The sequence below is a fragment of the Haloarcula onubensis genome, from assembly GCF_031624605.1.
In the GTDB taxonomy this organism is placed as follows: Archaea; Halobacteriota; Halobacteria; order Halobacteriales; family Haloarculaceae; genus Haloarcula; species Haloarcula onubensis.
On sequence record NZ_JAMQOS010000004.1, the window covers coordinates 62,734 to 79,534 of the forward strand.

The following is a 16,801-nucleotide window of genomic DNA, read 5'->3' on the forward strand; positions in this document are numbered from 1 at the left end:
AACCTCCGCACGCCGGTACACTCGCCGGGGGAGACAGCGCTGCCGCTTCCCGGTGCGGTCGAAAGAATAGCTGGTTGGAGTCGGCCTGTTTAGCCGAAGAGCTCGCCGAGGCCCTCGCCGCCGGCGTCGTCGTCTTCGTCGTCGTCGTCCGCTTCTTCGGCTTCCGCGACCTCTTCCTCGGACGGCTCGTCGTGGTCGGCCTCGTCGTCGCCACCCTCGCTGGCCGGGGCGGCCCCACCGGCCGCGACGGGCGCGGCGGCGGCCTGCTCGACGGCCTCCTCGATGTCGACGTCCTCCAGCGCGGCCACGAGGGCCTTGACGCGGGATTCCTCGACGTCGACGCCGGCGGCGTCCAGCACGTCGGTGAGGTTGTCTTCGTTGATCTCTTCGCCCGATTCGTTCAGGATGAGTGCAGCGTAAACGTATTCCATTGTTCTGTGTTGGTGTGGTTAGAACATCGCTCCGAGCGCGTCGCCGGCGTCCTCGTCATCGTCGTCGTCGTCCTCGGCCTCGTCTGCGTCGGCCTCGGCGTCGTCGGCGTCGTCCTCGGAGTCGGTGTCCTCGGTCTGGTCGTCAGTCTGTTCTGCTGCTGCCGGCGCGGCCTCCACGTCCTGGAGCTCCTCGGGCAGCGCTTCCGGGTCCTCGATGCTGGCCGCGAGCGCGCGGACCTGCGCGTCGGCCTTGCTGATGAGGTCGGGCATGACCTCGGGGTCCTCGACGGCGGCCGAGAGCGCGAGGCTCTTGGCGTCGCCCGTCGCGGTCTGGAGCATCGTCGGGAGCGTGGTCGCGGTCGGGTACTCGGCGTTGACCGAGAGGTTGACGGCGCCGCTGACGGCCGCGGCGATGTCGCTCTCGTACTCCTCGATATCGAGTTCCAGCTCCTCGGGGGCAAAGAGCACGCCGTCGGAGAAGACCCCGCGGAGGTCGAGACCGACCTCCTTGGGCTCGATACCGAGTTCGTTGAGGACGTTCGCGAGGTCCTGTGTGACCTCCTCGCCCGCGTCCAGCACGGTCGAGTCCGAGAGGACCTGAATGGACCCCTCCTGGATGCGAGCGTCCGCACCGATGGACTGGAGTTCGCCGACGAACGGGCCGGGGTCGACACCGGTGTCGCCCTCGGGAACGACGATGTCGTTCGGGGCGACCTCGCCGGCACCGATGGGCGCGGGCGTCTTCGAGGCCTCAAGCTCCTGGTACAGCGAGAACGGGTTGCTGTCGGTGCCGATGAGCCCGACCTGTCCCGCGATGTGCTCGGTCAGGTCCTCGAGGCCGTCGTTGACTTCCTTGAGGGCACGGACCAGCAGCGTGTTCCGGGAGACGCGAAGCTCCGCGGTGCCGTGGAGGTCACGGCGCATGTCCTGGAGCTGTCGGGACGGAATCCCGGCGATGTTGACGACGCCGACCGAGTCGTACGACTCGATCATCTCGACGATGGCGTCGACCTCCTCTTGCTTCCACTGCGGGATGGTCTCTGTCTTGCGTTCGCCTTCGGCGCTCATATCAGGCCACCTCCACGGCGGGGCCCATCGTCGTCTTCACGTAGATGGTGTCGACGTTGAGCGGCCCCTTCTCTAGGTCGGCGTGCAGGCGGCGGATGATGACGTCGATGTTGTCCGAGATGTCCTCGGCGGACATGTCCTCGGCGCCCACGCGGGTGTGGAACGTCCGACGCTCACCGCTGCGAAGCTGCACGGTGTTTTTCAAGCGCGTGATGACCTCGACGACGTCGTCGTCGGGGTCGAGCGGTTCCGGCATCTTCCCGCGCGGACCGAGGACGGTCCCCAGATAGCGGCCGATGTCCTGCATCATGTTCTTCTCCGCGATGAAGAAGTCAGTGTCATCGGCGAGGTCCTTGGCGGCGTCGTCGTCGTCGCCAAGCTCTGCGAGTTCGTCCTCGTCGAGTACGTCGTCTGCCACTTCCTCGGCCCGGAGGGCTGTCTCGCCCTCGGCGAAGACCACAATGGTGGTCTCCTGTCCGGTGCCGGACGGAAGTACGACGGACTCGTCGACGCGGTTCGACGGGTCGTTAAGGTCTAGGTCGCGCAGGTTCACGGCGAGGTCGACCGTCTCGCGGAAGTTCCGCTCAGGTGCCTCTTCGAGTGCGCGAGAGACTGCGTTCTCAATTTCCTGGTCTGCCATTGTTCACCTCCGTAGTACGCCAAACGGCTTCTACGGGTCAGTGAAACAGGCGGATGCCTGTCTCGTCGGACAAGAAGCCTATCGGGAACTTAAAGCCGTCGAACCGGCGGTCCGGGGTGACTATCGAGGGCGACGGCGCCGTAGCTGGCCGGGTAGGGGAAACCCGAAAAGACCGCAGACAGCGGCGTGTTCGGTCGGCTTACGCGGCAGCCACGAACTCGTCGTCGTACTCGCCCTCGTCGATGCGCTCCTTGAACTCGCGGGGGTCGTTGCCCTCGATGGTGACACCGAGCGAGGTGCAGGTGCCGACGACTTCCTTGGCAGCGTTTTTCAGGTCGTAGGCGAGCAGGTCGGACTGCTTTTGCTCGGCTATCTGCATGACCTGGTCGACGGTGAGGTCGGCGACGAACTCCTCGTGGGGCTCGCCGCTGCCGGTGTCGAAGCCGGCCTCGTCTTTGACGAGTTCGGCCGTCGGCGGGACACCGACCTCGATGGTGAAGCTCCCGTCGTCGTCGTACTCGACGGTGACGGGGACTTCGGTCCCGTCGAAGGCGCCGGTCTCGTCGTTGATCTGCTGTACGACCGCCTGCACGTCCACGGGCGTCGGGCCCAGCTCGGGACCGAGGGGCGGGCCAGGGTTGGCCTGCCCGCCGGGGACGAGCACTTCGATAGTTCCAGCCATACAGGATGCATCCCTCTGGGCGGTTTAAAGGATTGCGTTTCGGGGGGCGCCGCGTGAGGGCGACACACGGTGTTGCTGGCCGACACAGGGCAAGTGATATCTCGATTCGGGACATCACTCGGACGAACAGGTGACAGCTATGTTCTCACACATCCAACACTGACGTATGTCCCTCCTCCCGCTGAAACAAACCGAACTCCGAACGCTCCGTCTCCTGTTTGGGGCCTTCGTAGTCCTGGGCGTCGCCGCCGGAGTCCTCACCGGTGGGTCGCTGCTGGGGGCAGTCGTCGGCGGCGGCGTCATGGGTGGGCTGTACTTCATGCCGCTGATACTGCTTTATCTGGTCTATCTGTTCGGCAAGCGGCGCGGAACTGCACCAGCCTGAGACACTCTCTTGCGGTCCCGAATAGCATACCGCTCGCCAGTGGCGAGCGGTTGCCCCGGACTCGCGCCGGCGGCGCGAGTCCGGCCTTTTTCATGAACGTTCGGTAGAGCGAAGCTCTACCGCAGTCGCCCGAAAGGCGCATAGCGCCTTTCGGGATGACGAGAGACGCCGACGGCGTCTCTCGAACCACCCATCAGAAATCTTCGATTTCTGAGGACGTTTTTCGAGGAGGGTTCCCGCAGCGAGCCTCCGGCTCGCGAGGAAATCCGACGATGAAAAAGGTTCAGGCGAAGGCTACACCGTTCATCGCGAGGAAGTCACCGGCGTCCTTGATTTCGACGGGAGAGCCGATGATGCGAACCTGCTCGTCCTCTGTGCGGACGGTGACGGTAAACCGTCGTTCCAGCTCGTCACGGATCCCGTTGAGCGCATCGACAGGTAACAGAATCTGCGTGCTGTCACGGAATCGGTCCGCGTTCACCATTACTGTGTGCTGATAGCGGGCGTCCTATAGGTGTGTCGAAATCTTTGAGTGTAAATCGTGAAAACCTGTGCTGGTAAGGGTCGGGGCTGCCGCGGTCGGCGAGGGAAGAAAGCCTTATTCGGTGTCCGGGGCGGACGTACACACAATGGGGCTCGAAGAGGAGATTCAGGAACTCGAAGACGAAATCGCCAGTACGCCCTACAACAAGTCTACAGAGGCACATATCGGTCGGCTGAAGTCGAAGCTCGCGGAGAAAAAGGAGAAGTTAGAACAGCAGTCCGGCTCTGGCGGGGGCGGCGGCTACGGCGTCGAGAAGCACGGCGACGCCACGGTCGCGCTCGTCGGCTTCCCGAGCGTCGGGAAGTCCACGCTGTTGAACGCGCTGACAAACGCCGAGTCGGAGACGGGCGCCTACGAGTTCACGACGCTGGACGTCTACCCCGGGATGCTGAAACACAAGGGGGCGAACATCCAGATTCTCGACGTGCCGGGGCTCATCGAGGGTGCGGCAGGGGGTCGCGGCGGCGGGCAGGAGGTGCTGTCGGTCGTCCGGACCGCCGACCTCATCGTCTTCATGGTCTCCGTCTTCGAGATAGACCAGTACGACCGCCTGCGCGAAGAGCTGTACAAGAACAAGATTCGCCTCGACACCGAGCCCCCTCGCGTGACGATTCGGAAGAAGGCCAAGGACGGCCTGGCGGTCAACAGCTCCGTCGACCTCGACCTAGACGAGGAGACGGTAAAGAGCGTCCTGCGCGAACACGGCTACGTCAACGCCGACGTGACCATCGGCGAGCAGGTGGACCTCGACAGGCTCATCGACGGCGTGATGGACAACCGCGAGTACGTCCCCTCGCTCGTGGCGGTCAACAAGGCCGACCTCATCGAACCCGACTACCTCCCGACCGTCGAGTCCGAACTCGAAGACCGAGGTATCGACCCCGAGGAGGCCATCTTCATCAGCGCCGAGAAGGAGAAGGGGCTGGACGGCCTGACCGAGGAAATCTGGGACGCCCTGGGGCTCGTCCGTATCTACATGGACAAGCCCGGTCGCGGCGTCGACCGCGAGGAGCCGCTCATCCTCCGCGAGGGCGACACCGTCGACGACGCCTGCGAGAAACTGGGCGGGAGCTTCGACGAGCGGTTCCGCTTCGCCCGCGTCACCGGCCCGAGCGCGAAACACGACGAACAGCAGGTGGGCCGCGACCACGAACTGGCCGACGAGGACGTGTTGCGTATCGTCGCGAGGCGGTAGGGCCTCACTCTCGCGTACGCACGCACGACTATCTCAGTTCCCTCTTGTGTCTACAGTTCTCCTCTCGGGTATGGTCGCTGACTCGCGGCGTCGCCTCGCCGTCGTCGCTCTGCTGGGGCTGCTGCCGTGGACGGTGCTTGTCATCGGCAGCGAACTGACGCTCGTGTTCCCGGCCGGGCTGGTGAACACGAACCCGCTCCAGTTCGTCTCGATATGGGACTTCTTCGTCCGATTCACCGCCGACCTGCCGGCGTTCATCCGGGCCTGGCGTACCGGCGTCCTGTTGTATCTCGTCGCCCTCGCGAGTGCGCTTTCGGGCGCCGTCTGGCGCGAGGACCCGCGTATCACGGCGCTTTCGCTCGTCGGCGCCGCGCTCTCACAGGTCGGCGTCTTCCTCGGGTTCAATCGGCGGCTGGGCTACGTCGCAGTCCCCGTCGGAACGGTCGTCATCCTGGCGGTGGTCTGGTGGTACTACTGGCCGCTGGTCACCGCTGGCGAGACGGCGGACGGCGAGCCATAGCGGAGTGCGGTACGCTTTTCGCCGTCCGGGCCGACGCTTCAAGCATGCTGACACTCGACCATACGATGATGCGTGTCGAAGACCTGGAAGCGTCCCTGGAGTGGTATCAGGACTACCTCGACTACGAGGAGAAGGGCCGCTGGGAGGCCGACACCTTCACCAACGTCTTCCTCGGTCCCGAGGACGTCCACGAGGAGGGCGCCCTGCTCGAACTGACGTACAACCACGACGGGCGCACGTACACGCACGGGGACGCCTGGGGACACATCGCCGTTCGGGTCGAGGACGTCTACGACGCCTACGAGGAACTGATGGACGCCGGCGTCGAGGACTACCGCGACCCCGACTCCTGTGGCGGTTCCTACGCATTCGTCAAGGACCCCGACGGCCACGAGGTCGAGATAGTCGAACGCGACCACGGCGCGAAGTGGAGCCTCGACCACACCATGCTCCGGGTCGAGGACGCCGACGCGGCCATCGGCTGGTACACGCGCAAACTGGACTACGAGATGTTCCGACGCTCCGAACACTCCTCCTTTGCGCTGTACTTCCTCAAGCCCCGCGACGCCGCCGACGAGGCGATGTCGGTCGAACTCACCTACAACTACGACGGCCGAAGCTACGAGATGGGCGACGCCTGGGGCCACATCGCCGTCAGCACCGACGACCTCCACGACACCTGGGAGACGCTGATGCAGCGCAACGCCGAGGACTACCGCGACCCCGAGAGCTGTGACGACCGCTACGCGTTCACCAAGACGCCCGGCGGTCACGAAGTCGAAATCGTCAGGGAGTAGCGAGGAACGCGGCCACCGGGAGCGTTCTTCGTTGGAAGGAGAGTGAAGCCACCCGTGGCGTAGCGAGGAGCCATCCGAAAGGAGGCTTTCGGCAGCGGGAGTGAAGTGACTCGCGGGCTGTAGCGGTCGGCCTTTTAACTCCCGTCGCACCCTCCCGCTCTGACGGATTCGTAAGTACATTGCATCCAGATTGTGCGCGCCAGGGAGTGTACTAGCTGGTTCGTGCGGGTAGTTCAACGACAACTCTGTCAGCCATTTTGGGCCAGAGCGTTCGCAATCGTGGATATCTGCCCGCCCCTTGGTACTTGAACCCACGATGTCAGACGCACGAATGACACTTTTGTCACAGGAGGCACAAAGCCCTTATACTGACACAGGAAGCGCTGTATGTCCGGATTTAGGGTGTGAGAGGAACTGTCATCCCATACCCTTGACCACAAAGCATTTATAATGTCCGGCGTAGGTTACACCCGTACCCCTACCCATGGCGCCAGAAGTGAGTACACCGGTTCGGTCTATGCGTGGCCGCGACGGTCGCGTACCAACCACGTGGAAAACAGCTGGGGCCGCCCGATAGCAACCAACAACTATGACAAGCAACTCAGACAAGCTCCGTAGCCTGATTCTGGCTGCGCTGATGGTCTTCTCGGTGTTCGCCGGGACCGTCGCGCTGACCGGAAGTGCCGCTGCGGTCGGTGGGAACACCTCGGGTGCTCCTACCGCACAGAAAGCGACGCACTATGTCGGCAACTCCGGCCCAGTGCTTGAGGTAACGTTCGACGAAACAGTGGCGATCAATGGTACGGTTGGAACCAATATCACGATCACGGACGAAAGCGGTAACGCGGTCGTGGATGGAGCAACCGTCACCGCTGGCGACCTCCAAGACGGCCAGCTTCTGTATGACACGGGCTCGGTCGTTAGTGATGTCGATACGGTCACCATCGAGAACATCGATGACCAGAACGGCAACGCTGCGACAGTCACTCGTAACGTCAAGTTTGCGCCTTCGTCCGCGAACGTGTCGGCCAACACTGACGGGAACGAATACGAGGTCTACCGCGGCTCGAACCTCGCCATCTACAACGAGAACAACCTCGAACAAGTGTTCGAAATCGAAGGAGACGATATCTCCTACGACGAGACCAAAGGTTCGGGCAACAACAGCGCAGTCTACGTCTGGGACACCGACGACCGAGAGCTCGGTGACTACGAGATCACGAACGGCGGCAACACGGTCAACGTCACGATTCAGGACCTCGGCCTCACGGTCGAGCCTGACGAGACCTCGTTCGACGACGACGAGAACGTCACGGCCACCGTCGACATGTCTGACATCAACCGTGACGTCAGCGTCAGGCTCCTCGACTCGAGCGACGACACCCTCGCCTACGTGAACGAGTCTACGAACAGCTCCGGTATGCTGACGGCAGACTTCGGCGAGCAGGACGTCGACAACTACACACTGGAAGTCGAGGACACCGCGACCGGTGTCACCGCGACCAGCGACGAGTTCGAAGTCGTCGACGCCGGTGACGAGTCGGCCGACTTCGGTAGCAACGTCTACAGCAACCAGCGCGGTGACCTGGTCAACATCTCCGTCGAGATGTCCAACACTGACGAGGCGACGCTCCAGATCGGTGACGTCGACAGCAGCGGTTACGGTATCATCGCTCAGATCACCGACGACGACGAGGACGGCGTCGCGTACGTCGAGTTCAACAGCTTCACCGCCGGCAACCAGTCTGCGACGACTATCTCCGCCGGTGACGACGACACGAACATCGACGACGTCTCCTACGAAGCGAACAGCTTCGATGACAACCGCCCGACTGGCTCCGACATCCTCGACGATACCGACTACGACATGTACGTCGTTTCGGGTACCGAGAACGGCGTCGACAGCGACAACGCCGACGCCCGCGCGACGCTCTCGCTGAGCGAAGCGTCCATCGACAACCTGCAGCTCTGGACCTCACCCGAGGACAGCCTGAGCGACCTGCGAGATGCGGATGCCGAAGACATCCCCGCATACGCGCAGGCAGGTAACCTGACCCAGACCGGCGTCGTCGCGGAAGGCGACGCAGTCGTCGTGCAGGTCGAAGCCTCCGGTCTCGAGGGCGCCCTCGAGAATGGCGACACCACCGAGCTGTACAACAGCACGTCCGCGCTGGGCAACCTCTTCGACCTGACGTTCGAGGGTGAAGACATCCCGAACCAGGGCGAGGCGAGCACCAACGTCGCCAACCTCTCGACTGACAACTACAGCGTCCTGTACGACGGTGCCAACGACCAGCACTTCGTCGTCATCGACAGCACGGCGCTGGTCGACCAGTTCCCCGAGCACAGCGACGGGGACGAGTACACGGCGAACTTCACGGTCAACGAGAGCGGCACTGATCTCGTCGACGACGACGTCTCCCTCACGAGCAACTTCGACATCGAGGACCCCGAGATCAACCTCGACACCAACGCTGACGAGGAGATCGTCCTCGAAGCCGCGGCTGGTCAGGAAGTCACCGGTGACACGAACCTCGCACCCGGTACCGAGGTCGAGGTCTCCCTCGACAGTGACACCAGCGGTGACCCCTTCCTGAAGAGCCCCGAAGGCACCGTCCAGGCTGACGGTACCTTCTCGGCCGTCGCTGACTTCAGCGACAACAACGCTGGCTCCGAGTTCACCGCTCAGGCGAGCGTTGGCGGCACTGACAGCGACGAGTACGACGGTCGTCTCGTCGAGTCCACCGGCACGCCGGTGACGGACACGCCGGAGCCCGGTACGGACACGGGCACTGCGGCACCCGGCACCGACACGGCAACGCCGATGGACACGGACACGGCGACGCCGATGGACACGGACACGGACACGGCAACGGCGACGGAGACGTCGACCGAGGCCGGCACGGGCGCAGAGGAGACCGCGACCGGTGGTAGCGGGCCTGGCTTCACGGCCGCGCTCGCTCTCATCGCTCTCGTCGCCGCTGCGCTGCTCGCAGTCCGACGCGACAACTAACGGGACCGCCCCGTCCTTGAATTTCGACCTTTTTTGCGTGCTCGTCCGGTAGCGGCGCCGCTGTGTACGCGCTCGGTTAACGACAAAGCATTTAGGCCGGATTGGCAAAGGTAGGACAATGAGTGTCCCCGTGCTCCAGTCGACCATCTCCTTCGGTGGGGTGTCGTTCGACCCGCTGGTGTGGTCGGAACCGCTGATGTGGGTGGTGCTCGCGGCGTTTCTGGGCAGTGCCGTCGTGAGCCGATACGACAGGGAGCGGGCACGACTGGTCGCCGTCGCGGGCTGGGTCGCCTTCGGAGCGTTCTGGCTGGTCCTCATCCCGCATTTCACGCTGACACAGAAGAGCCTCATCGAGGGGGTCGGCAGTCTCGCGGCGGTGCCGCTGTCGGTCTGGGCCGGCTACCAGCTCTATCAGGGTCGGGACTCGCTGTTCGTGCTCACGCGGGCGGTGGGGCTGATGGGGCTGGTGTACGTGCCCTTCCTCACTATCGGCCCGCTGCGCCAGGCCCTCGTCGAGTCGGTCACGGACCAGACGGCGTTCCTGCTGTCGCTGTTCGGGTTCGACCCGCTCGTCGTCGATGGGTTCTCGTATCAGGGCATCGAGATAACCGAGAAGCCCTACCCGTACGAGAGCACGTTCTGGTTCGAGGGGAACTCGCGACCGATTACGTACAACATCTTGCTGGCCTGTACGGGGATGGGCAGCATCTCCATCTTCGCGGGCGCTATTCTGGCCGTGGACGCGCCCTGGCGGCGGCGGCTCCGTGCGCTGGCGCTGACGGTGTCGGTCATCTACGTGCTGAACCTGTTCCGGAACGTGTTCATCGCCGTCTCCTTTGGCTACCAGCGGATGCAGATTCTCCCCGGCCTGATCATGACGGTGTTCGGTATCGAGGACCCACAGATGGTGTCGTACTACGTCGCCGACCGCATCCTCGCACAGACGGGGTCTGTCGTCGTGCTGGTCGGCATCACCTACTTCCTGGTCCGTGAACTGCCGGAGATAACGGTGCTCGTCGAGGACCTCCTCTATCTTGTGACTGGTACGGAGTACGACCTGGCGGCAGCGTTCGACGCGGGCACCGAGTCGGAGGACGTCGCGACCCCTGGTGACGACTAGCTGTCGGCGATAGCCGCGAGCGCCTCGTCCTCGATTGGATGTAACTCGGCGGGTATGACGAGCAGATGCAGAGGGTCGCCGAAGTCGCGGCTCGCGAGATTCGTCAAGGTGTCGGCGACGACGAGCGGGTCGGGACTGCCGGCCCGAGCGACGACGACAGCGAGCCGGTCGGGAAACTCGACGCTGAGCAGTTCGGCGGCCCGGTCGGCGGTCATGTACGTGTCGTCGCTCTCCGCCCAGTGGGGGTCGTCGACCTTGATGTCGAGGTAGACGAGGGTGTGGAGGTCACGCGCCCGGTTGTCCTCGATGGTGGCGACGACGCTGTCGGGGACGCCGTCGCCGCCGTGGGCCTTCTCGAAGGGGAGCGTGGTGGCCTTCCCGAAGCGGTAGTTCTGGAGGCCGGTGAGCGAGCCGGCCGCCGTCTGTGCGGTGGTGCCGTGGACGATTCGGGTGTCGACACCGCGTGCCTCGGCTCTAATGCGGAGGTCCGTGTGAGTCGTCGAGACCATCGTGTCGCCCGCCGTGAGAAAGACCACGTCGGCCGTCTCGGCGGCCGCGAGGATAGGCTCGGGGTCCCGCTCGACACCGGCGCGGTCGCGGACCTCGATGTCGGTGTCGTGGAACGCTTCGAGCGCGTCGAGGTCCGTCCCGACGAGGCGGCTGGTGTAGAACTCCGCGAAGACGCGGTCCGCATCGGCGATAGCGTCGCGTCCCTCGATAGTGACCGACCGCTCGTCGTAGAGGCCGAGACCGACGAAAGTGAGCATGCCCGGAGTCCGTCGGCGCCGGGCATAAAGGACGCGAAGCGTCAGGCTTACCGCTGCCGACGGGGGAGAGGGGATATGGGCGTCCCCTGCGTGCGCGTGCCCGTCACCGAGGGCGAGGCGACTCGCCAGCGGCTGGCCGAGGCAGAGTTGGTCGACGACGGCTACGACATCACCGTCGAGGACGGCACGCTGTACGTCCCCGTAGCGGAGCCGTCGACGGTGCCGGACAGCTTCGAGGTCGTCGAGTTCGATGCGCCGGTGAGGGAGGGCCAGACGATGCCGGCCGACGAACTCGACTTTGCGCCGAGCTACGAGCGGCTCGGCGACCTGGTCATCGTCGACGAGGACGACCCCGAGCGGGCACAGCGGATTGCGGACGCCATCGTCGCCTCGGACCTGCCCGTCGAGGGCGTGTTGAACCGCGCCTCGAAAATCAAGGGCACCGAGCGGGTACGGGACTGGGAGGTCCTGGCCGGCGACACCACCGAGGTACTCCACCGGGAGTACGGCTGTGCGTTCGAACTCGACCTCGCGGAGGTGTACTTCTCCCCGCGGCTGGCGACCGAGCGCCACCGCGTGGTCGAACAGGTCCGCGAGGGCGAGCAGGCGTTCGATATGTTCGCCGGCGTCGGCCCCTTCGTCGTCCCCTTCGCGACGCGGGGCGCGACCTGCGTCGGGACGGACATCAACGAGCAGGCCATCGAGTATCTCCGCCGGAACGCCGCGCGCAACGGCGTCGAAGACCGCGTCACCGCCATCGCCGGCGACGTCCGCGAGGTGGCGGGCGACTACGAGGGGTGGGCCGACCGCATCGTGATGAACCTGCCCCACAGCGCCGACGAGTTCCTGGAGACGGCGGTCGCGCTGGCCGGCGACGACTGTACGGTCCACTACTACGACATCCAGCCCGACACGGACCCGTTCGGGCCGGGCGAGCGGGCGATACGCGCGGCCGCCGAGCCGACCTACGAGATGTCCGTCGAAACCCGCCGGACCGTTCGGTCGTACGCGCCGGGCGAGCACAACGTCGTCATCGACGCCCGACTCCGGCGCTGACTCGGCCGGAGTGACAAAAGTTACGGGGGCCCCCGGTGAACGTCCGGTAACGGGGCCCTACGGTCCCTCGAATTCCCATGTACCGGATACTCGTCCCCGTCGACACGGACCCGGACCGAGCCCGCGGGCAGGCCGCCTTCGTCGAGGACCTGCCGACCGACGCGGAGAACATCGAGGTCATCGTCACACACGCGCTGCCGCCGGACGACGTCAAGGACCCCGACGACCCCTCCAGTCTGGAGGACGTCGAGACCGTCGTCCTGGCCCGTGACTACCTCGAAGAGCGCGACTACGACGTGACACTCGCCGCGGGTCGGCTCCCGCCGGCCGACGGCATCCTCGACCTGGCCGAGGACCACGACGTCGACCACATCGTCATGGGGTCGCGAAAGCGCTCCCCCACCGGCAAAGTCATCTTCGGCAGCGTCTCCCAGCAGGTGCTGCTGGAGTCGCCCGTGCCGGTCACCATCGTCGGCACGAAACCCGCGTGACGGCGACGGCGATTCGCAATCCTTATTGCGGTTATCGGCACTATCCCATATTGCCGAGTGGCACACTGCAGACGTGCTGTCGCGACGCGTGCTTGGTCGAGTGTGCCAACGCGCCGGTGTAGCTCAGACTGGCTAGAGCGAATCCTTCGTAAGGATTAGGCCGAGGGTTCAAATCCCTCCACCGGCTTTCTGCTGGGAACGAACGTGAGCAGCGAAAGCCACGACGTGGGATTTGAACGAGGGAAGTCACAGCGCGAGCGAAGCGAGCGACCGTCTTCCCGTGGTTCAAACTCCCTCCACCGGTTCCAAGCCCCCTCCACCGGCTGGGTCTGTCGCCCCAACAGTTTAGTTGCCCAGTTGACGTATCCCACACCGTGGTCCAGTTCACCGCACTCACACGCGACGAACGAGTGAACGCACTGCTGGGGTGGGTGCTGTCGGGCTCGGTGGCGCTCGCGGCCGTCGAGAGCCTGCTTCGCGGTGCGGTGCTCTGGGCGGCGCTGACGGTCGTCGTCCTCGCGGTGGCCCTGGTCCCGCCGGCGGCGACCGGCAGGTGGCGGGTCATGGTCCCGTGGCCGGTGGTGGGGCTGGCCGCCGTCGCCGCGCTGCTGCGAGCCGTCGGTCGCAGTCCGGAGCTGGCGGGCTATCTCGCCGTCGCGACGTTCGCCTTGCTGGCGGTGGTCGAACTCGACGCGTTCACGCCCGTCCGGATGAGCCGGGCCTTCGCGGTGGGGTTTGCCGCGCTGACGACGCTCGCCGCGCAGGGCTGTTGGATAGTGGGGCAGTACTACTCGGACCGGTGGCTGGGGACCGCTTTCCTCCGGTCACAGCGGGAGCTACAGTGGGATATCGTCCTCGTCACCGGCGTTAGCGTCGCCGTGGCGGCCGCCTTCCAGTGGTACTTCGCCCGGACCGGCCACGTCGGGTCCCACAGGCGACCACAGGTGCGGGGCGATGACGCCGGCTGACGCGGTGGGGCTCTCCGAGGCCGGGGAGCGCCGGCTGGTGTGGGGCCTGCAGCTCCTGCTCTGTGGGCTGGTGATATACGGGCTGGCGACGTTCCGGTTCGGGGTGGCCGCGAACGCCGGCGCCGCCCTCGCCGTGACCGCCTTGCCGGCGATGTTGCGACGCGAGTACGGCTACACGATGGACGCCGGGCTGGTCGTGCTCATCACGGTGGCCGTCTTCCTCCACGTCGTCGGCGCGCTCGGCCCGTACCGGTGGCTCAGCTGGTACGACGAGGTGACCCACACCGTCTCGTCGGTACTGATAGCCGGGGTCGGCTACGCCGTCCTCAGCGCGTTCGAGCGCCACTCATCGGCGGTCGAGATTCCGGCGGCGTTCCGGGGCGTGTTCGTCGTCGTGTTCGTGCTCGCCGCCGGCGTCGTCTGGGAACTGCTTGAGTTCGCCGTCGCGTCGGTCGCCCGCGGTGTCGGCGTCGGGTCGCCACTCGTCGTCTACGGTATCGACGACATCGTCACGGACATGTTGTTCAACACGGTCGGGGCGGTGGTCACTGTCCTCTGGGGGACGGAGCACTTCGACTCGCTCGTGCCGTTCGTTCGGCGCTGGCTCTAGGCGGGAGCGTCGACAGCGACGGCCGGGCACAGCGGGGAACTCAGCCGAGGTAGTCCCGCAGCACGGCGCCGAAGCCGGCGGCGCCGATGGCAAACGTGAGGAGACCACCGATACCGGTCAGCGTCAGCGCGCCGTTGATAGCGGCCCCGACGACGAGCGGTTTCGCCCAGCCGTCGTCCCGGCCGACCAGTCGCTCGCCGACCGCGAGGAAGGCGATGGCCGCGCCGACGGCCCAGATGACATACAGCACGAGCGCGAGCGGGATAGCGACGAGGATACCGATGATAGTGAACACGAGGACGACGATTACGAGCAGGAGAAACACCGCGGCGGCAAAGCCATAGAGGAACGAGCCGACGGGTGCCTCGAGTAGCGCGGCCATCTTCCGCTCGGTGTAGTCGGGCGCGACGGCGACCAGGATTGCGCCGACGACGAGCGTCGTCAGGAAGGCCCCGACGGCGCTGCCGGCGAGGTTGAGAAGCGGGTTCGCGACGGGCTCTACTTGCGGGCCAGGACCTGGCCCCATCTGTAACGCCGCCGTGACGGCCGACAACGGAGCGGGCATGACTGTCCAGAGTGGTGCGCCGGAAAAAAGCGTGGTGTGTGCCGGGTCCAGTCGTCGCCGCTCCGTGCCGGCTCAGGGAATGATGACCGCGCGGCCGTCTATCTCCCGTTCCTCTAATTTCACCGCGACGTCGTTGACGTCTTCGAGGTCGTACTGGGTGGTGTGCAAGGAGACGGCGTCGCGTTCGACCAGCGCGACGAGTTCCTGCAGTTCGGCGTAGCGGCCGACGATGTTGCCCTGATAGGCGAACTCGCCGTTGACGAGCGCCTGGGACGGTTCGTGGATGTGGCCGCCGTAGCCGATGATGTGGTGGTCGCCGCCGGCGGCACAGATGTCGGGCGCGAGGGCGGTGGTCTCGTCCGCCCCGACGAAATCGAGCACCTGCGCCGCGCCGACGCCGTCGGTTATCCCTTCGATTTCCGCGGCCACGTCCTCGCTGGTCGGGTCGACGGTGTAGTGGGCGCCCAGGTCGCTGGCGAGGTCGCGGGCGGACTCTTTGATGTCGACGGCGACGATGTCGGCGGCGCTCATCGCGTCGATACACTGCAGGCCGATGTGGCCCAGGCCGCCGACGCCGATGACGACCGCCGCGTCACCGGGGTTGAGACCGCCCACGGCCTTCTTCGCGGCGTGGTAGGCCGTGATGCCCGCGTCGGCATGCGGCGCGATGTCGGCCGGGTCGACCCCGTCGGGCAGCGGGATGACCGACCGCTCGCTCGTGTGCAACAGGTCGGCGAAGCCGCCGTCGGTCGTCAGCCCGTTGAACGCGTCGTTCTCGCAGTACATCGTCTCGCCCTGCCGGCAGGGACGACAGGTGCCACAGGTCTGGACCGGGTGACAGATGACCTGGTCGCCCGGCTCGACCAACTGGACCTCGTCGCCGACGGCCACGACGGTACCGGCGTTCTCGTGGCCCAGTGTCATCGGCAGGGGCTGGGGGACGTACTGCTCCCACATTCCCTCGATGATGTGATTGTCCGTCTGACACCAGCCGGCCCCCTCTACCTCGACGATGACGTCGTCGCTGTTCGTTACCTCCGGTTCGTCCACCTCGTCGATGGACAGCCCCGCTTCCATGTCGTCCGTGTACTCGTGCAGTCTGGCGGCGCGCATCCCCTGAATAATAGTTATAGTTCGTTATAAAATTCGGCTGTTATTTTCTCCACTTCGAGCACGCAAGCCCCGAGACGGCCACTCGCCGCGCTGTATCGCCGCTGGACCGGCCTGTCACGGTCGCCAGTAGCGGTCTGTCGTATAAACCGACCTCCCCAGTGGGGCAGAAGGGCGACCGTGACGGCACCTGAAGGGTGATATATGTCACGACACGACCCCAGTCACGCCGGTCCGCGGGGGGCACTCCGGCGATGACGTTCCGAGACGCCTGGCACCGCGAACCCTCGACCGTCACCTGCATCGCTTGTGGCGACTCGGTGTCGCGCTCGGACGCCCGCGAGTACGACAAGCACGGCGACCGCTGGGACCGCGACGAGAAGTCCTTCGAGTTCCTCTGTACGCCCTGTGACCGGGAGCGGTGTCACAGCCCGCGCGACGGGCTGGAGGACCGTCTCGTCGAGGCGGCAAACGGTGCGGGGAGCGCGGAGGCGTTCGTCGCTCGCTACCTCGCGCTCGCTGCGGGGGACGGTGTCAGTGCCAGCGAGGAGTGATGGGACTCAGTGGGTCAACACGAGCAGCGAGTCGTCGGCGCGAGCGAGACAGAACGCGGTGCCCGGGTCGCCGAAGCTGTTGGTCCGTCGCTCGCTGACGAACAGGCGCTCGAAGGGCTCGCCACAGGCCGGGCAGGCGAAGCCGTCGCGATTCGCCAGCGTCATCGTCCCGCTGTCCTGTTTCAACAGTTTCAGTCCGTGGCGGTAGTCGTGGACGTCGAACCCGCCGCTGACGTCTAACTGCTCCATACGGGTTCGAGACGGTGCCGGGGCTTAAGCGTTGGA

General features: G+C 65.4%; 20 protein-coding genes and 1 tRNA gene. 12 read left to right on the forward strand and 9 right to left on the reverse strand.

The features are described from left to right. Positions 1–89: 89 nt before the first annotated feature. From rpl12p to NDI86_RS12385, 4 genes are all read right to left on the reverse strand, one after another. Positions 90–431: a 50S ribosomal protein P1 gene (gene rpl12p, locus NDI86_RS12370; protein ID WP_310900748.1), complete on the reverse strand. Its 342-nt coding sequence runs from the start codon at positions 429–431 to the stop codon at positions 90–92. An 18-nt stretch (positions 432–449) separates the two neighbouring features. Further along, positions 450–1,499, reverse strand: coding sequence for a 50S ribosomal protein L10 (locus NDI86_RS12375; protein ID WP_310900749.1), 1,050 nt, complete (start codon positions 1,497–1,499; stop codon positions 450–452). A gap of 1 nt (position 1,500) precedes the next feature. Continuing rightward, the gene (locus NDI86_RS12380; RefSeq protein WP_310900750.1) at positions 1,501–2,139 is read right to left on the reverse strand and encodes a 50S ribosomal protein L1; all 639 of its coding nucleotides are present in this window, start codon (positions 2,137–2,139) and stop codon (positions 1,501–1,503) included. Positions 2,140–2,338: 199 nt separating this feature from the next. Beyond that, positions 2,339–2,821, reverse strand: coding sequence for a 50S ribosomal protein L11 (locus NDI86_RS12385; RefSeq protein ID WP_310900751.1), 483 nt, complete (start codon positions 2,819–2,821; stop codon positions 2,339–2,341). Positions 2,822–2,987: 166 nt separating this feature from the next. On the opposite strand from NDI86_RS12385, the gene NDI86_RS12390 reads away from it, so the two are divergent. Then, on the forward strand, positions 2,988–3,206 hold the full coding sequence (locus NDI86_RS12390; RefSeq protein WP_310900752.1) for a hypothetical protein: 219 nt from the start codon (positions 2,988–2,990) through the stop codon (positions 3,204–3,206). A gap of 283 nt (positions 3,207–3,489) precedes the next feature. Here the strand turns inward: NDI86_RS12390 and NDI86_RS12395 are convergent, their stop codons facing one another. Then, positions 3,490–3,690, reverse strand: a complete 201-nt coding sequence (locus NDI86_RS12395; RefSeq protein ID WP_310900753.1) for a VNG_1110C family protein — start codon at positions 3,688–3,690, stop codon at positions 3,490–3,492. Positions 3,691–3,835: 145 nt separating this feature from the next. Here NDI86_RS12395 and NDI86_RS12400 point away from each other — a divergent pair, with 145 nt between their 5' ends. The 5 genes from NDI86_RS12400 (at position 3,836) to artA (ending at position 10,395) form a co-directional block, all read left to right on the forward strand. After that, on the forward strand, positions 3,836–4,945 hold the full coding sequence (locus NDI86_RS12400) for an OBG GTPase family GTP-binding protein (protein WP_310900754.1): 1,110 nt from the start codon (positions 3,836–3,838) through the stop codon (positions 4,943–4,945). A 70-nt stretch (positions 4,946–5,015) separates the two neighbouring features. Continuing rightward, positions 5,016–5,465 carry a TIGR04206 family protein gene (locus NDI86_RS12405; RefSeq protein WP_310900755.1) on the forward strand — a complete coding sequence of 150 codons (450 nt, stop codon included), beginning with the start codon at positions 5,016–5,018 and terminating at the stop codon, positions 5,463–5,465. A 44-nt stretch (positions 5,466–5,509) separates the two neighbouring features. Beyond that, entirely contained in the window at positions 5,510–6,262 is a 753-nt protein-coding gene (locus tag NDI86_RS12410) for a VOC family protein (RefSeq protein WP_310900756.1), read from the forward strand. Positions 6,263–6,851: 589 nt separating this feature from the next. Continuing rightward, a complete protein-coding gene (locus tag NDI86_RS12415; protein WP_310900757.1) occupies positions 6,852–9,275 on the forward strand; it encodes a DUF7827 domain-containing protein in 2,424 nt (807 codons plus the stop codon). 118 nt (positions 9,276–9,393) lie between these two features. Further along, complete coding sequence (gene artA / locus NDI86_RS12420) at positions 9,394–10,395, forward strand: archaeosortase A (protein ID WP_310900758.1); 1,002 nt, start codon at positions 9,394–9,396, stop codon at positions 10,393–10,395. Here artA and dph5 read toward each other — a convergent pair. Continuing rightward, complete coding sequence (dph5, locus tag NDI86_RS12425; RefSeq protein WP_310900759.1) at positions 10,392–11,162, reverse strand: diphthine synthase; 771 nt, start codon at positions 11,160–11,162, stop codon at positions 10,392–10,394. The two genes, artA and dph5, sit on opposite strands and share 4 nt — an antisense overlap. A gap of 75 nt (positions 11,163–11,237) precedes the next feature. Here dph5 and NDI86_RS12430 point away from each other — a divergent pair, with 75 nt between their 5' ends. The 5 genes from NDI86_RS12430 to NDI86_RS12450 all read left to right on the forward strand — a co-directional run bounded on the left by NDI86_RS12430 (position 11,238) and on the right by NDI86_RS12450 (position 14,287). Next, a complete protein-coding gene (locus tag NDI86_RS12430; RefSeq protein WP_310900760.1) occupies positions 11,238–12,218 on the forward strand; it encodes a class I SAM-dependent methyltransferase in 981 nt (326 codons plus the stop codon). A 77-nt stretch (positions 12,219–12,295) separates the two neighbouring features. Beyond that, entirely contained in the window at positions 12,296–12,709 is a 414-nt protein-coding gene (locus NDI86_RS12435) for a universal stress protein (protein ID WP_310900761.1), read from the forward strand. Positions 12,710–12,821: 112 nt separating this feature from the next. Then, positions 12,822–12,896, forward strand: a tRNA-Thr gene (locus NDI86_RS12440). A 187-nt stretch (positions 12,897–13,083) separates the two neighbouring features. After that, a complete protein-coding gene (locus NDI86_RS12445) occupies positions 13,084–13,677 on the forward strand; it encodes a hypothetical protein (RefSeq protein WP_310900762.1) in 594 nt (197 codons plus the stop codon). Continuing rightward, positions 13,664–14,287 carry a DUF2238 domain-containing protein gene (locus NDI86_RS12450; RefSeq protein ID WP_310900763.1) on the forward strand — a complete coding sequence of 208 codons (624 nt, stop codon included), beginning with the start codon at positions 13,664–13,666 and terminating at the stop codon, positions 14,285–14,287. Before NDI86_RS12445 ends, NDI86_RS12450 begins: the two co-directional genes overlap by 14 nt. Positions 14,288–14,327: 40 nt before the next feature. Here NDI86_RS12450 and NDI86_RS12455 read toward each other — a convergent pair whose 3' ends face one another. Together NDI86_RS12455 and NDI86_RS12460 are read right to left on the reverse strand one after the other, a co-directional pair. Beyond that, complete coding sequence (locus NDI86_RS12455) at positions 14,328–14,852, reverse strand: DUF8173 domain-containing protein (protein WP_310900764.1); 525 nt, start codon at positions 14,850–14,852, stop codon at positions 14,328–14,330. 72 nt (positions 14,853–14,924) lie between these two features. Further along, complete coding sequence (locus tag NDI86_RS12460; RefSeq protein WP_310900765.1) at positions 14,925–15,965, reverse strand: NAD(P)-dependent alcohol dehydrogenase; 1,041 nt, start codon at positions 15,963–15,965, stop codon at positions 14,925–14,927. Between the two features lie 251 nt (positions 15,966–16,216). Between NDI86_RS12460 and NDI86_RS12465 the strand changes: the two genes are divergently transcribed. Beyond that, complete coding sequence (locus NDI86_RS12465; RefSeq protein WP_310900766.1) at positions 16,217–16,516, forward strand: DUF7562 family protein; 300 nt, start codon at positions 16,217–16,219, stop codon at positions 16,514–16,516. Positions 16,517–16,522: 6 nt separating this feature from the next. Here the strand turns inward: NDI86_RS12465 and NDI86_RS12470 are convergent, their stop codons facing one another. Further along, positions 16,523–16,765 carry a DUF7385 family protein gene (locus NDI86_RS12470; protein WP_310900767.1) on the reverse strand — a complete coding sequence of 81 codons (243 nt, stop codon included), beginning with the start codon at positions 16,763–16,765 and terminating at the stop codon, positions 16,523–16,525. Between the last annotated feature and the right edge of the window lie 36 nt (positions 16,766–16,801).